This is a genomic window from Pseudoalteromonas sp. SA25, from assembly GCF_011378705.1.
Classification (GTDB): domain Bacteria; phylum Pseudomonadota; class Gammaproteobacteria; order Enterobacterales; family Alteromonadaceae; genus Pseudoalteromonas; species Pseudoalteromonas arctica.
The window spans coordinates 155278-170535 of record NZ_WTKV01000006.1; the positions used below are offsets into that span (position 1 = coordinate 155278).

14 protein-coding genes are annotated in these 15258 nt (G+C 38.6%); 8 read left to right on the forward strand and 6 right to left on the reverse strand.

From position 1 onward, the window contains the following. The first annotated feature begins 38 nt into the window (after positions 1-38). A complete protein-coding gene (gene fadD, locus GQR45_RS07020) occupies positions 39-1691 on the forward strand; it encodes a long-chain-fatty-acid--CoA ligase FadD (RefSeq protein WP_007580629.1) in 1653 nt (550 codons plus the stop codon). A 51-nt stretch (positions 1692-1742) separates the two neighbouring features. Next, on the forward strand, positions 1743-2873 hold the full coding sequence (gene rnd, locus GQR45_RS07025; RefSeq protein WP_165725520.1) for a ribonuclease D: 1131 nt from the start codon (positions 1743-1745) through the stop codon (positions 2871-2873). 152 nt (positions 2874-3025) lie between these two features. On the opposite strand, the gene minE is transcribed toward rnd, so the two are convergent. From minE to minC, 3 genes are read right to left on the reverse strand one after another with little or no spacing between them, the layout of a single operon-like run. Further along, the gene (gene minE / locus GQR45_RS07030; RefSeq protein WP_004334706.1) at positions 3026-3289 is read right to left on the reverse strand and encodes a cell division topological specificity factor MinE; all 264 of its coding nucleotides are present in this window, start codon (positions 3287-3289) and stop codon (positions 3026-3028) included. A gap of 1 nt (position 3290) precedes the next feature. Next, positions 3291-4100: a septum site-determining protein MinD gene (gene minD, locus GQR45_RS07035; RefSeq protein ID WP_007583272.1), complete on the reverse strand. Its 810-nt coding sequence runs from the start codon at positions 4098-4100 to the stop codon at positions 3291-3293. A 5-nt stretch (positions 4101-4105) separates the two neighbouring features. Then, positions 4106-4810, reverse strand: coding sequence for a septum site-determining protein MinC (gene minC, locus GQR45_RS07040; protein WP_007583271.1), 705 nt, complete (start codon positions 4808-4810; stop codon positions 4106-4108). A gap of 155 nt (positions 4811-4965) precedes the next feature. Between minC and GQR45_RS07045 the strand changes: the two genes are divergently transcribed. Continuing rightward, on the forward strand, positions 4966-5247 hold the full coding sequence (locus tag GQR45_RS07045; RefSeq protein WP_007583270.1) for a YcgL domain-containing protein: 282 nt from the start codon (positions 4966-4968) through the stop codon (positions 5245-5247). Next, a complete protein-coding gene (locus GQR45_RS07050; protein ID WP_165725521.1) occupies positions 5240-6256 on the forward strand; it encodes a lytic murein transglycosylase in 1017 nt (338 codons plus the stop codon). Before GQR45_RS07045 ends, GQR45_RS07050 begins: the two co-directional genes overlap by 8 nt. Before the next feature lie 40 nt (positions 6257-6296). On the opposite strand, the gene GQR45_RS07055 is transcribed toward GQR45_RS07050, so the two are convergent. Continuing rightward, entirely contained in the window at positions 6297-6842 is a 546-nt protein-coding gene (locus GQR45_RS07055) for a MarR family transcriptional regulator (RefSeq protein ID WP_010552940.1), read from the reverse strand. Between the two features lie 205 nt (positions 6843-7047). On the opposite strand from GQR45_RS07055, the gene adhP reads away from it, so the two are divergent. Then, positions 7048-8058, forward strand: a complete 1011-nt coding sequence (adhP, locus tag GQR45_RS07060; protein WP_007583268.1) for an alcohol dehydrogenase AdhP — start codon at positions 7048-7050, stop codon at positions 8056-8058. A gap of 128 nt (positions 8059-8186) precedes the next feature. On the opposite strand, the gene GQR45_RS07065 is transcribed toward adhP, so the two are convergent. Then, positions 8187-10607 (reverse strand): TonB-dependent receptor, encoded by a 2421-nt coding sequence (locus tag GQR45_RS07065; protein ID WP_165725522.1) that lies wholly within the window; start codon positions 10605-10607, stop codon positions 8187-8189. 218 nt (positions 10608-10825) lie between these two features. After that, positions 10826-12103, reverse strand: a complete 1278-nt coding sequence (locus tag GQR45_RS07070) for an amidohydrolase family protein (RefSeq protein ID WP_165725523.1) — start codon at positions 12101-12103, stop codon at positions 10826-10828. Positions 12104-12257: 154 nt separating this feature from the next. On the opposite strand from GQR45_RS07070, the gene GQR45_RS07075 reads away from it, so the two are divergent. The 3 genes from GQR45_RS07075 to GQR45_RS07085 all read left to right on the forward strand — a co-directional run bounded on the left by GQR45_RS07075 (position 12258) and on the right by GQR45_RS07085 (position 15221). Beyond that, positions 12258-14099, forward strand: a complete 1842-nt coding sequence (locus GQR45_RS07075) for a DUF885 domain-containing protein (RefSeq protein WP_165725524.1) — start codon at positions 12258-12260, stop codon at positions 14097-14099. Between the two features lie 97 nt (positions 14100-14196). After that, positions 14197-14709, forward strand: coding sequence for a YcgN family cysteine cluster protein (locus tag GQR45_RS07080; RefSeq protein ID WP_024591051.1), 513 nt, complete (start codon positions 14197-14199; stop codon positions 14707-14709). After that, positions 14709-15221, forward strand: coding sequence for an RNA methyltransferase (locus GQR45_RS07085; protein WP_007583259.1), 513 nt, complete (start codon positions 14709-14711; stop codon positions 15219-15221). The genes GQR45_RS07080 and GQR45_RS07085 overlap by 1 nt, the downstream gene beginning before the upstream one ends. Positions 15222-15258: the final 37 nt, after the last annotated feature.

Consider the following 15258-nt stretch of genomic DNA (forward strand, 5'->3'; position numbering starts at 1 on the left):
AAGGTTAATAAAAATATAATTATAAACAGGGGCTAAGAGTGGAAAAAATCTGGCTTAAGCGCTACCCAGAGGGTATGCCTGAAACAATCGATCCTGAGCATTACAACTCGTTACTCGAAGTGTTCGAAAAAAGTTTTAGTGACTACACCGATTTACCTGCATTTACGAATATGGGTAAAACGATGTCTTACGATGAAATAGACACAGCAACAAAAAAAGTTGCTTCCTATATTCAAAATGATTTGGGTCTTAAAAAAGGCGACAAAGTTGCCGTAATGATGCCTAACTTACTACAAACACCAGTCACAATTTTAGGTGTTTTGCGTGCAGGTTGTGTGGTTGTAAATGTTAACCCACTTTACACAGTACGTGAATTAGAGCATCAGCTAAAAGACTCTGACACTACGGCTATTTTCATCCTAGCAAACTTTGCTGACACACTTGAAAAGTCACTTGCTCATACTGATGTTAAACATATTGTGGTTACGCAAGTAGGCGATATGGTTGGCGGGCTTAAAAAGCATGTAGTTAACTTTGTTGTGAAGCACATTAAAAAAATGGTGCCAAAGTTCAACTTGCCTAACACAATTAAATTTTCAGACGTTTTAGCTGCAGATGAAGCTAAATATACGCGCCCTGAAATGAGCTTGTCTGATCTTGCATTTTTACAGTACACCGGTGGCACAACAGGTGTATCTAAAGGGGCAATGCTGAGCCATGGCAACATGGTTGGTAACCTTGAACAAGTTTCAGGTTGTTTAGACAAAGTGTTAAACCGTGGTGAAGAAGTGGTTGTGACTGCTTTACCGCTTTATCATATATTTGCCTTAACAGCTAACTGCCTAACATTTATGAAGTACGGTGGTTTAAATATATTAATTACAAACCCACGAGATATGCCTGGGTTTGTTAAAGAGCTGGGTCAGCACAATTTCACAGCTATTACCGGTGTTAATACATTATTTAATGGTTTATTAAACACACCAGGTTTTGCTGAACTTGATTTTAGTCATTTAAAAATGTCTTTAGGCGGCGGTATGGCCGTTCAACGTCCTGTTGCTGAAAAATGGCAAAAAGTGACTGGCTCAAAATTAATGGAAGGTTATGGCCTTACAGAATGTTCTCCTTTAGTTACTATTAGTCCTTTTGATTTGAAAGCATATAATGGCTCTATTGGTTTACCAGCGCCTAACACTGATATTAAATTGGTTTTAGATAACGGCGAAGAAGCCGCTAAAGGTGAACCTGGCGAGCTTTGTGTTAAAGGCCCGCAAGTCATGGTTGGTTATTACAAACGACCAGATGCAACCGCTGAATGTTTAAAAGACGGCTGGTTTGCTACAGGTGATATTGCGACTTATGATGACGAAGGTTTCTTCTTTATTGTAGATCGTAAAAAAGACATGATCATCGTATCTGGCTTTAATGTTTTTCCTAATGAGATTGAAGAAGTAGTGGCTATGCACGAAGGTGTGCTTGAAGTAGCTGCTATTGGTATTCCTCACGATGTAAGTGGTGAACAAGTTAAAGTTTTTGTTGTGAAAAAAGACCCTTCTTTAACTGAAAAAGATATAATAAGTCACTGTCGTGATAATTTAACTAATTACAAGGTCCCCAAGCTGGTAGAGTTTAGGGATGAGTTACCTAAGACTAACGTAGGTAAGATACTCCGAAGAGCCTTGAAAGATTAGCAACCTATAAAAAAGCCGACATATGTCGGCTTTTTTATTGTAGGAGATTAAGTGCAATACCAATTGATCGAAACCCAAAATCAACTGAACACTTTTGTTGAACAAATAAAAAATAAACCTATTTTAGCTATTGATACTGAGTTTATGCGTCGTCGTACTTTGTATCCAGAAGTTGCACTTATCCAAGTTTTTGATGGTGAGCATTTAGCGCTTATTGACCCATTAGCGGAACTTTCACTATTTGATTTTTGGGAAATACTTAAAGATCCTGAAGTTTTAAAAGTACTGCATTCTCCTTCAGAAGATATTGAAGTTTTTCAAAAGTACGCAGGCTTTGTCCCAGCCCCATTATTTGATACACAATTTGCGTTGCAGCTACTCGGTGAAGGTAACTGTATGGGTTTTGCTCTTATGGTAAAAGAGCTGCAAGGTATTGAAATAGATAAAAGCGAGTCACGCACTAACTGGCTGCAACGCCCGTTAACTAAAAAACAATTAGACTACGCGGCTGCTGATACTTTTTACTTATTACCGTGTTTTGAGCTGATTATCGATCGTATTAATGCCGCTGGCTTCTTTGACATTGTAATAAACGAAAGTGAATTGATTGCCAAAAAACGTGCATTTCAAACACCTGACGAACTTTTATATAAAGATATTAAAAATGCATGGCAACTTAAACCGCACGAACTGGCGGTGTTAAAAGAGCTTGCTGTATGGCGAAGAAATAAAGCTATCAAGAAAAATTTGGCGCTTAATTTTGTGTTAAAAGAACATAACATGACTGAAATTGCCAAACGTGGTCCTTCAAGTTTAAACGCTCTACGTCAAATTCCAGGGGTTGAAGCTATTGAAGTTAATCGCTCTGGTGTCGATATAATAAAGTGTATTGAAGCTGCTAAAGAAGTCCCAGATGCTCAGCACCCTGATGTACTTAAGCGCTTAATTGATTTTCCTACTTATAAAAAAGTAGCAAAAGATATAAAACAAAAAATCACTAAAGTAGCTAAAGAGCACAATATACCAGAAGACGTTATGGCTTCTAAAAAGCAAGTCAATCAACTGATTAGTTGGAATTGGAAGTTAACTAATGAGCAAAAACAGAGTCATATAAAGCCTGATTTATTGAGCTCTTGGCGATATACCTACGTTAAAGACGCTTTAAAAGAATGGGATACTTAAGACTAAATATTTTCTTTAACTGTGTAATACTTATCTATAGTTTTTGTGTTACATAGTTAAAAGTTTTAGTTGCACGAAGGGGATTAAAACGTAGGTATTTAGAAAGTTATTGCGAAAATAAAGAGGGCGCTTATAAAGCGCCCTTTCTTGAATTACTTCTTTTCTTCATCAGGTAGTGTAACGTTTAGCTCAAGTACGGCTAAATCGTCTTCGTTCTGATCAAACTGAACCTGAACTGCATCGGTACTTACGTTCACGTATTTACGGATCACATCTAAAATGTCTTGTTTTAATTGTGGTAAGTAATCCGGCGTTCCTCGTTGAGAACGCTCGTGCGCGACAATGATCTGCAATCGCTCTTTTGCTAGTGACGCACTGTTTTTCTTTTCTGAGCGGAAGTAGTCAAGTAAAGACACGTTAACCTCCAAAAATCCGTTTAAATAAGCCTTTTTTCTCAACGTCTAAGAAGCGAAAATCGACGGTTTCACCTAGTAAGCGGTTAATTGCATCAGAATAAGCTTGGCCTGCATCAGATTCTGTATCCAATATAACAGGTTGGCCTGAGTTTGAAGCACTTAATACCGCTTGCGATTCAGGAATAACACCTAATAGTGGGATTGACAGAATATCTTGCACATCTTCTACCGATAGCATTTCACCTTTTTCAACACGACTAGGATTATAGCGTGTTAATAGTAAGTGTTCTTTAATGTTTTCTAGGCCTTCTTCAGCACGTTTTGATTTGCTGTGTAAAATACCTAAAATACGATCTGAATCTCGAACTGACGACACTTCTGGATTTGTTGTCACGATTGCTTCGTCAGCAAAGTACATTGCCATCATAGCGCCAGCTTCAATGCCTGCTGGTGAATCACACACAATGTAATCAAAGTCTTCTTTTAATTCGTTTAATACGCGTTCAACACCTTCACGAGTTAATGCGTCTTTATCACGAGTTTGTGAAGCGGGTAGTAAAAATAATTTATCTACACGTTTATCTTTAATAAGCGCTTGGTTAAGGTTTGCCTCACCATTAATTACGTTTACAAAGTCATAAACAACACGGCGTTCACAACCCATAATTAAATCTAAGTTACGTAAACCAATATCAAAGTCGATAATAACTGTTTTATAGCCTTTTAACGCTAAGCCTGTGCCAATTGCAGCACTTGATGTTGTTTTACCAACACCGCCTTTACCTGAGGTAACGACAATTACTTTTGCCATGAGATTTATCCTTTAACCAAAGCTGAAATTTCTAATGATTCGTCTTTTTGTTGTATTTGCACTGCATTTCCCCAATGTTCACCTTGTAGTGAATCACTGATCCAGTAGTTACCATCTATTGAAACCAGCTCGGCCTCAAGTTTTTGGCAAAAAATGTGTGCTTCTTTAAAACCTTTTGCGCCTGCAATAGCGCGACCGCGTAGCGTGCCATAAATATGCACATTTCCATCGGCAATAACTTCAGCACCATGACTAACCGCGCCAAGTACTATCAAATCTCTATCTTTTGCATACACTTGTTGTCCAGAGCGAACTGTACCGCTAATAATTTGCGCTGGTAAATGCACTGTTTTTTCTACAATCGACGTATTAGCCTCTTGTTTAACAGGTTCGCTCTTAACGTCTTGTGAATAATTCAAAACAGATAAGCCAGCAGCTTTAGCTTGTGTATGTTGCTCATCTGAGCCATTGCATACACCAACAGCGTTAAAGCTCATACGCTCGATTAATGACTTTAAGTGTACAAAATCAAGTGAACTGTTTTTAATTTCAATTAAATTAACAACAATAGGAGCACCCTCAAAAAACTTAGGGGCCTGGGCTATTTTTATATATAGTTGTTCTGCTAAAAGGTTTATATCAGTACTATAAAGATGCAAAACTGATAACGTAAAAAGATTCCCTTTTAACTCAAAAATTTGGTCCGACATACACGCTCAATTGAATTGTCTGATTAGAAATTAATTTTAGATAAACGTAGGCTGAATAGGGCCTTTATTGAAATTTCTAATCTAATTTTTCTAACTTATTATTACTCTCATGTTATAGTGTGCGGCATTGTTAAGCAAGAATTTATAGGGTCATAATGCTCACTGCAGTATATAAAAGTAAGAAAAAAGCGGATACGTTCTTATTTGTTGAAAAAAGAGATGATTTTGACAAAGTTCCGGAACCTTTAATGGCTATGTTTGGTCAACCTCTTTATGTGATGATCATCAACTTAGCAAAACGTGAGCATTTAGGTGGGTCTGATTTAGAAGCAGTAAAAGGTGCACTAAGTGATCAGGGTTATTATTTACAACTTCCTCCACCGGAACAAAATTTGCTAAGTCAGTTACGAAAAGAAAATGGAGTTGATAGTGATTAAAAAACTTATCGTTATATTATGTGGTGTATGTTTAAGCTCATCTGTGATGGCAAAAACACAGGCCGAATTTCAAGATTATTTAGCAAATTTAAAGCAAGAAGCCATCTCAAAAGGCTATGAAGCAAAACTTATTGATGATGCTTTTGCAACAGCAACATATAAAGAAAAAGTGGTTTCGGCTGATAAAAACCAGCCAGAAGTAAAAGAAACCCTTGAAACGTATTTACCAAAACGCGTACCACAGTGGAAAATAGACCGTGCACGCAAGCTTTATGCAGAAAACAAAGATGTACTTGAAAAAGTAGCGAAAGAGTTTGGAGTACAAGCACGCTTTATAGTGGCATTGTGGGGACTTGAAAGTAACTTTGGCGCCATTCAAGGTGGCCATAATGTTATTTCGTCACTTGTTACACTTGCTTTTGATGGACGCCGAGAAGCGCTTTATAAACGCCAACTTTGGGCTGCACTCGACATTTTAAAATCGGGCCATATCACGCTTGATAAATTTAAAGGCTCATGGGCAGGCGCAATGGGGCAAACGCAATTTATGCCAACTTCATTTAATGCTTACGCGGTTGATTACAATAACGATGGGCGTAAAGATATTTGGACCACAAAAGAAGATGCTTTTGCTTCAATTGCTAACTATTTAAAGCAAGAAGGCTGGAACGACTCTCTTACGTGGGGTCGCCAAGTACAGTTACCTGAAAACTTTGATAGTAAATACGTTTTGGTGCGTGGTACAAAAACGCGCAAGCAGTGGTTAGAATACTGGAATGATTCTGAGCGCTCATTAGCTGATTGGCAAGCAATGGGTGTACGTAAAGCTGATGGCTCTGATTTACCTAAGGTAGACGTACGTGCTGCGCTGGTTATGCCTGATGATATAAATGGCCGTATGTACTTAGCGTACGATAACTACAAAGTGTTTATGCATTGGAATCGCTCGTATTACTTTGCTACTAGCGTAGGTTACTTGTCGGATAGAATTGGTTATCCAAAAATCTAATTATTAAAATATACCTATAAATAAAGCCGCAATTGCGGCTTTATTCTTTTTTGAATATCTTATCTTTTAAGTCAATAACTTTACCAATTCCAGAACCTAGCTTCATCAGCTTATTGAGTTGCTCTGGCGTTAAACGTTGCAGCTCTGATGACCATTTAGTGACAGTTTCAAGTAGGTTGTGAATTTCCCCCATTTGTTTTTGTGCATAAAGCTCATCGTCGTTACTGGCTTCATCTAATAAGTTATCGCGTAGTAATGTTAAGGTGGGCTCAATTTCGCGCTTTTTACGTTCTTCAAATACGCGATTAGCCATATCCCAAATATCGCCAGCAGGGGCGTAGTACTCTTTTCGATCGCCAGGAATATGCTGCACTTTAATTAATTGCCACGATTGCAACTCTTTAATACCCATGCTTACATTACCGCGAGAAATACTAAGCGCATCTGCAATCTCATTGGCTGTCATTGGATTTTTAGTAATAATCAGCAAACCACACATTTGCCCAATCGTACGATTGAATCCCCAGCGGCTGCCCATCTCACCACAATGCATTACAAAGGCAAAATTCTTTTCGGATAAACTCATAGCTTAGTAACTTTCAGTAATTTCAGAAAGTAAATGCTAGCACGCTCATTTTGGATAGCAAGTTCTTAGCCATTTTATAAATTGATTTTAACGACTAAAGTATGATTTAGATTAATATTTATACATCTATATTGGGATATGTTGTACACAACAATACGTAAATAAATCCTTATTTTTAATTTTTTTCACATACGATGGAATGACTATGAAAGCTGCAATTAATAATGAATACAAAGGTAAATTACAAATAACAGATCTGCCAATTCCTGAGGTTGGAATAAACGACGTTTTAGTAAAAATAGCCGCTTGTGGCGTTTGCCACACCGATTTACATGCCTGTCATGGTGATTGGCCGGTAAAGCCAAAAATGCCATTAGTTCCGGGGCATGAAGGAGTTGGTGTTATTGATAAAGTTGGAAGCAACATTAAGCACTTAGAAGTTGGCGATAGAGTGGGTATTCCTTGGCTCTATAGTGCATGTGGGCACTGTGAGTTTTGCCTAGATGGTAAAGAAACACTGTGTTTATCGCAGCATAATACTGGCTATTCTATTGATGGTAGTTATGCAGAGTATTGCTTAGCGCATGGTGATTATGTTGTAAAAATACCTGAGGGATTAGGCTTTTCTGAAGCTGCTCCATTATTTTGCGCAGGTGTTACAACCTATAAAGCATTAAAAGTATCCGGTGCTAAACCTGGGCAGTGGGTTGCTATTGTTGGTGTAGGCGGGCTTGGACATTTAGCAGTACAGTACGCTAAAGCAATGGGTTTTAATGTAATAGCTGTTGATACAGGTAAAGAAAAACTCGCGCTTGCTAAAGAGCTTGGCGCAGATATAACACTCGACTTTAAAGAAGTTGTTCCTAGCGAAGCTATTTTTGAACAAGTAGGTGGCGCGCATGGCGTTGTGTGTACTGCGGTATCTAAAGCTGGGTTTGAACAAGCTTATAAGAGTGTACGCCGTGGCGGTAAATGTGTATTAGTGGGATTACCTCCAGAGGATATGCCGCTTCCTATTTTTGATACTGTGCTTAATGGCGTGTCAGTAGTGGGCTCTATTGTTGGTACACGTAAAGATTTGCAAGAATGCTTGGAATTTGCAGCGCAAGGTAAAGTAAAAGCGATTATTGAAGAAAAACGCTTAGAGGACATTAACGAGATTTTTGATGATATGCTCAAAGGTGAAATTAACGGTCGCATAGTGGTTACTATTTAATTTAGATTAAGTATTTATAAAACACAAAAAAGCACGGCTTCTAAATTAGAAAACCGTGCTTTTTAAGTATTTAATTAACCTGAGCTCTTCTTGAGATAGATTTATTATCCAGAGTTCAGGTTAACTAGTTAAAGTGTATAACTAAAACTTAGTTTTGCATTACGCTCTTCGCCTGGCATACCACCTAAAAACATTGCTTTCGAGTAATACTTTTTATTAAACAAGTTATTTAAGTTTAACTGCATATGCCATTTATCCGTTGTATACGATACCGCTGTATCGTAAGTCGTGTAACTTGGTACGTAACCATCAGGAATCGAGAACGAACTTGAATTAGTACTTCTGTTATCTACAAATGTAATACCACCACTTATATTTACAGCTTCAGGTAAGTTAAACATATCTGCGTAGTAGGTTACCCATGTACTTGCTGTTACGTAAGGTACACCTTTTTGGCGTGTGTCGTAACTGCTGCTGTTAGGATTACTTTTGTCACGTGCATCTTGATAAATACCGTTTACGTTTACTTTCCATTTATCATTTAAGTAAGCGTTTAAATCAAGTTCAATACCTGTTGTTTCTTCTTTACCATCATAATAGCTTTCAGGTACATTTGAGCCTGATGTTAAAGCATCATAAAGCGGATTTGCGTATTCTAAATTAGTACGAGAGCTTTCGAATATAACAACAGAAGCTAGTAGTTGATCATCAAACGCTTTAAATCTAAAACCTAAATCGTTACTCATTGATTCAGAATCTTCTCTGTCTGCTTCATTACCCGCCACAGAGCCTAATACACTATACGCTGTACGGCCTTTTGAATGATTTACAAATACAGATAAATCTTCAGATGGCTGGTACGTTGCACCCAGGTTATACGTTAAGCCTGAATCTGATGTACTCGCTTCAGGTGTAGGCTCTGCACGGCTTGAGCTATAGCGCTCATCTACACCAAAGTGCTCGTAAGTTTGCTCAATTCGGTTATATGCTACACCAATACGCGTTGTAAGCTCTTCAGTAAGATAACCAACATGTTGAATGCCTAAGCCCCATGCTTGTACTTTTTTATTGTAGTCGCTGGTTTTAAGTGGATCGAAGTCATCAAAGCTGCCAGATGGCCAATTTGGTTCTCTTATATCGTAAATATACGGCAATGAACCTTGGTACGTTACATCACCATCATTGTTTGTGAGTACGTAATCTTGATCCCATATTGAGAATTGTTTAAAACGAATATCTCTATCTTCGTAGTTGGCGTTAACAAGCAATTCGTTATCTACGTCGCCTAACATAAAGTCATAACGTAAATCTAAAAAGTACTGCCATGATTTTTCATCTGCTTCTACTTGGCGGTATTCTTGGCGGCGTGCTGCATACGGGTAAAGTACACCGTCTTCAACTAACGGAGCACGTGGGTCATTATTTATAATTCCATCACGAGTAGAGTAAACGTAGTTATAAGCACCTGTTTGGCGCGCAAAACTTGATGTGTAGTTACGGTACTGTAGCTGCTGGTTTAAAAACAAATCGTCAGTAATGTAATAGTTATGCGTTAATTTAAAACGCAGTTCTTCACCTTCGTTAGCATCAGCCATTGGTGAAATAATACCATTTGTGCCAAAGCTATAAGGTGTTAATCCATCAGATGAAGATAGCGAATTAGCAAGTTGGTCGCGTTGTGCATCACTTAACTGTACGCCGCTTCCTGTCGGATCGTTTACTAAATTGGCACCGGTTACTTCACCCGCGCTTAAACCATTTGCAGTTTCTGCATTGTAAATACGAATAGGGTGACCAATAGAATCAACCGCTATTTCATCTTTTATATAGGCTGCAGAAAGCATGATGTTTTGTCTGTCGTTTAGCACGTATTTAAGCGAGGTATAAATTTCGTCGCGATCTTCTTTTAAATCGCGAAAGCCGTCACTTGACGCTGTTTTAGCCATTACACGATAGGCCAAGTCATCTGTTATAGCGTTAGTGCTATCAAACGATAATGAATAGCTATCCCACTGGCCAAGCTCAGCCGATACTTTGTGTTTCTCTTCAAACTCTGGCTTTTTCTCTATTAGGTTAATTACGCCACCCGCACTACCAATGCCATATAAACCTGTTGCTGGGCCTTTTAAAACCTCAACAGATTCAACATTTGTAAGTGAACGAGTTGGGTTAAATGTATTACCCAGGCCTGCACCACCATACATACCATCGTAGGTGTAGTTTGCATCTAAACCACGAATTACTAAGTTATCACCAATACCGTAGTTATTACCTGCTTGTGTTAAACCACTTACGTTTCTAACTAAATCTTGTAGGCTATCTACACCTTGAGATTCAATAAGTTCACGGTCAATAATCACAACCGGTGCAGGTGTTTCCATTAAAGACATGTCTGATTTAGTAGCAAGACCTGAGCTCATCACCACGCGGTTTTGTTTTTCGTATACGCTGATGCGTTCAATATCAGCATCAACTTGTGTATTTTGGGCAAATGCCATATTTGCATTTAAACAAGCAAGAGTAATAAGAGAGTACTTAAACGTTTTCATAGAGTGATAACTATTCGCGTTATTGAATTTGCGCGAATGATAATGGTTATTGTTTTTAAAGTGAATAGAAAGTTCATTTTATTTGATTAAATAAAACTGTTCGAATAATTAATAAACAAAACCAAGCCTAATAAAGGTACGGTGTACCTTTTATAGGATATTCGAGATGGGTGAGGGGTTTATTAAGGCTAAGTAAGCTCAGCCTTAATAGCGTGTATTTACAATTGGTTTTTATAAACAACACCTGCTTTCATTACGAAGGGTATTGACTCTAAGGTTTTAATGTTTTTAAGAGGGTTTGCTTTTACAGCAATTATATCAGCTGCAAATCCGTTTTTAATTTGTCCTAACTGAGTATCCATTTTTAATAACTTAGCGCTATTAATAGTGGATGCTTGAATGGCTTGTAGTTCTGTCATGCCAAATTTAACCATTCGGCTAAACTGTTTTGCATTATCTCCGTGCGGGTAAATTGCTGCATCCGTTCCAAAGACCATTTTCACACCCGCTTTTACAGCACGGCTAAAGCTATCACGTTGCCTTTTTGATACTTGGCGTTCTTTATTTAAATTTTCTTCGTCAACACCATTTTGCTCGCCATAAGTCAAAGTGTATTCGGTGTTATAAATATCCATAGAAAGCCAAGTTCCATGCTCTTTGGCAAGGGCTATGGCCTCGTCATCTAAAAAGCTGGCGTGCTCTACGCTATCAACACCTGCTTTAATGGCCGTTTTAATCCCACTTGTACCGTGTGCATGAGCTGCAACAGGTAAATCTCGCATATGGGCTTCATCAACGATGGCTTTCATTTCTTCAAAAGAATACTGCTGTGCACCTACTTTAGTCCCTTTTGAAAATACTCCACCTGTGGCGCAAAACTTAATAGCGTTTGCCCCGTATTTAATGTTTTCGCGTACTTTTATACGCGCAGCCCATGGACCGTCTGCGACGCCACTTGAAGTATATTTAAGCTCAGGAGGTAATCGGTTGTTATCACAGTGCCCGCCGGTAATTCCGAGTGATGGCCCCGCAGCCCAAATACGAGGGCCAACTATGTCACCCGCATTTATGCCGTCACGCACCGCTATAACGCTGTAACCTTCTGCGCCAACATTACGAACTGTTGTAAATCCGGCTTCTAAGGTTCTTTTAGCAAAATGAGCCGCTTTAATTGCCATTCTAGGAACTGACTGGCCTAAACGTTCACTGCGTGGAACCGTAGGGTCGCTTGTTAAATGCACATGCATATCCATTAAACCTGGCATAAGGGTTAAATCAAGTAGTTGAATATGTTTATCATCTTTAGTCAGCGTTGGTTTTTTATTTTGTTCAATGTTTGTAATTACGCCATCATCAATAGTAATCAAGGGCAATTTAATGAGTGTGCCATCTTCCACATTAACCATGGCTTTAGCCGATAGGTATGTAACAGCATGGGCATTAAAAGTAGTTAAACAAAGTAAGGCTATAGAGGTGCTGAGTAGTTGTTTTTTCATTTTATTTTTCTTTTAAATCATATTTGAATTAATAGAAATGTAACAAGCTCAGATAAAAGTGCAAATTTAATACGATGAACGCAATCTATCGTAATTACTTTATTAAGTAAGGCTTAATGCGCATAATCAAAAAACGATATTAAAAAGGATTATCATGAAATCAATTAAATTAGCATTAGTTGCCAGTGGCGTTATGTTTGCTTTAAGTGGCTGTATGAATACTGAGCTTAGTACACACACTAATACCAGTGCGCAGTTAAATACCGTTAACGCATCGGCAAGTATTGTTTCAGAGCTTTCAGCAGAGCAACAACTCGATGTACTTGTTGCACAGTATTACGATGAATCGCTTACATATAGCCCTATCAGCGCAACGTACAATGGTCGTAACGAGTTTAACGATCAATTCACGCCTGTAATTTCAAAAAAAAATAGAGCTAAAAAAGCGGCTTTTTATAAAAAATATCAACAGCGTTTAAATTTTATCGATAAAGCACAGTTAACAGGGCAGTCGCTTTTAAGTTTTGAAATATTAGAGCGCGACCTTGCACTTAAATTAGAAGGCATGCAGTTTCCTGATTATTTACTACCAATTAACCAAATGGCGGGTGCGCATAACACCTTTGTAGGTTTTGGTTCAGGTCAAAGTGCCCAGCCGTTTAATACCGTTGAAGATTACACGGCTTTTATCTCGCGTAGCGAAGGTTTTGTAAAGTGGCTTGCCAGTGTAGAGCGCTCAATGGCACAAGGCATTAAACTAGGTATTACGTTACCAAAACCACTTGCTGAAAAACTGCAGCCACAATTTGCAGCTCATGTAGTTAAAAATGCCGAAGATTCACTGTTTTGGGGACCAATTAAAAAATTACCAGACTCGTTTAGCGCACAGCAAAAGCAAAAAATTACAGCGCAGTATCGTCAATTGATTATGCAGCACTTAGTTCCGGCTTATAAAAGCATGAGTGACTTTTTAGCTAATCAGTATATTGCAAATAGCCGAGAAAGCGTTGGTTATAGTGACTTACCAAACGGTAAAGCATGGTACGAATACCAAATTAAGAAAAACACGACGCTTAGCTTATCTGCAGATGAAATTCATGACATTGGTTTAAGTGAAGTGTCGCGTATTTTAAGCGAAATGAAAAAAGTAAAAGAAACCGTGGGCTTTAAAGGTGAGCTACCTGAGTTTTTTGATCATTTGCGTGATTCAGATGAATTTTACTACGACACGCCCGAGGAGTTAATTGCGGCATATGAAAACGTTAAGAAAAAAATAGACGCACGTTTGCCTCTGCTTTTTAACATCGCACCCAAAGCACCTTACGTTGTAAAAGCTGTTGAAGCATACAGAGCGCAGTCTGCAGCTGGTGCATCATACGCATCTCCGGCGCCTGATGGCTCTCGCCCTGGTATTTTTTATATCAATGCTTATAACTTAAAAGCGCAGCCTAAATTTTTACTCGAAACTTTATCGATTCACGAAGCAGCCCCGGGCCATCACTTTCAAATAGCACTTCAGCAAGAAATAGAGGGCTTACCTGATTTTCGCAAATTTGGTGGTTACACTGTGTTTGCAGAAGGTTGGGCGCTTTATGCAGAAAGCTTAGGCAAAGAGCTAGGTTTATTTACCGACCCTTATATGTGGTACGGACGTTTATCAGACGAGCAATTACGCGCAATGCGTTTAGTGCTTGATACTGGTTTTCATGCAAAAGGGTGGACGCGTCAACAAGGTATAGACTACATGCTTGCAAATTCGTCTATGGCTAAAAGTGATGTAATTGCTGAAGTAGAGCGCTATATAGCATGGCCAGGCCAAGCGCTTTCTTACAAGTTAGGGCAATTTAAAATTCAAGAATTACGTGATTTTTCTAAAAAAGAACTCGGCAATAAATTTGATATTAAAGCATTCCACACGCAAATATTAATTGATGGCGCATTGCCAATGCCAATCCTTGAGGAAAAAATTAAGCGTTGGGTTAAATCTCAAAGCTAATTTGTAGCGCAAAGCCTGTAATTTGAAAGGGTATTGGCTTTGCGCCATTTACAGCAATACGGTAGAATGCGCGCTCTTTAGGGGGCACGAGTAAACTATGTTTGATCAACAATTAGCAAATACACAATTTTGGCTTAAAAAAAGCTTAAGCGACATGAGTCAAAACGAATGGGAAGCCATTTGTGATGGATGTGGAAAATGTTGTTTAAATACGTTTATTGATAGCGAAGATGAAGACGAATTTACCGCCACCGATCAGTTACGCGAAGGTGAGCAATTAATATTTACTAATATAGTATGTCAGTATCTTGATAACAACACCTGTGGTTGTAGCGAGTACGAAAACCGCCAAACGCTTGTTCCTTCTTGTGTAAAACTCACAAAAGAAAACCTTAAAGACATCTTTTTTATGCCACAAAGCTGCAGTTACCGTCGTTTACATGAAGGCCGGGGTTTGGCTTCTTGGCACCCATTATTAAATAGTGGCGATAAAACAAAGATGCATGAGCTAGGTATTTCTGTAAAAGACAAAACAGTAAAAGATTGCGATGTAAAGCTAGACGACTTTGATTTGTACATCGCAGAGTGGCCAACAAAGGACGCTGAGTAATGAGCAAACAACAAGCGGTAATTGGTTTAATCAATCCTAAAAGCCCGACTAATGTTGGCGGTGTATTGCGTGCAGCAGGTTGTTACGACGCCAAACAAGTGTTTTTTACCGGTAATCGTTACTTAAACGCTAAAAAGTTTCATACCGATACCAAGAACGCACTTGAGCGTATCCCTTTAACTGAAACCAATAGTTTAGAAGCGGTAAAACCAGAGGGCGCAACCGTTGTTGTTATTGAGCTTATTGAAGGTGCAACACCTTTACCTGAGTTTAAGCACCCTGAAAATGCGTTCTATGTTTTTGGCCCTGAAGATGGCTCTGTGCCAAAAGACGTTTTAAAGTGGTGTGATGAAGTGGTATATATTCCAACTATTGGCTGCATGAACTTAGCGGCTACCTGTAATGTTGTTTTGTATGATCGCTTAGCTAAATTAGGCGGCGTTGAGAGTAGTGACGATACTATTATTAGCTCTCGTGATACAAACAATAAAATGAGGTGGCAAAAAAGCTGATTAGTTAAGGTTTATTTGTGCAAAAATGTTAGTTTTG